Origin of the sequence: Vibrio sp. 1562, assembly GCF_033340155.1 — a bacterium.
Taxonomy (GTDB): domain Bacteria; phylum Pseudomonadota; class Gammaproteobacteria; order Enterobacterales; family Vibrionaceae; genus Vibrio; species Vibrio alginolyticus.
Genome location: NZ_JAWOVY010000547.1, coordinates 1 through 600 on the forward strand (window position 1 = coordinate 1; position 600 = coordinate 600).

Genomic DNA, 600 nt, shown 5'->3' on the forward strand with positions numbered 1-600 from the left:
GCCAGCAATGATGCCAATACGTAATGGTTTTTCCATATCGATTTCGCCCTATGTACTATGGATAAGGGATTCCTTATCCATAAAACACAAAAAGACCGCAGCCCTAATTGGGCGCGATCTTTTCCACTTATTGATTCATTCGTGAATTAACGAATGATACCACGTTCCGTTGTTTCTAGAATGTCAGAAAAACGCTTCACTGCTGGCCATTCTTGTGCCATTTCTGCAAGAATCGGTTTCACTTCTTCTAGCGTTTTACCAGAGCGGTAAATTTCTTTGTACGCTTTTTGTAGTGCTCGAATTTCTGGTTTCTCAAAACCATTACGCTTCAAGCCAACTAGGTTCAAACCAAACGGCGTAGCATGGTTACCTTGAGCAAGTACGTAAGCAGGTACGTCCTGAACAACCGCAGAACAACCACCAACGTATGCATAAGCGCCTACCGTACAGAATGGGTGAATAGCAGAAAGTGCCATTACACCAGCGTGATCTTCTACTGTTACGTGACCACCCAGAATCGCATTGTTACCAATGTGAGTATGGTTGCCTACTACGACGTCATGCGCGATGTGCGCATTCACGCACAGTAGGTTGTCGTCG

At 44.8% G+C, this 600-nt stretch carries 1 pseudogene; it reads right to left on the reverse strand.

Annotated elements, in window-relative coordinates:
- Positions 1 to 146 precede the first annotated feature (146 nt).
- A pseudogene (locus R7Z49_RS26320) lies at positions 147 to 600 on the reverse strand (acyl-[acyl-carrier-protein]--UDP-N-acetylglucosamine O-acyltransferase); the annotation flags it as partial.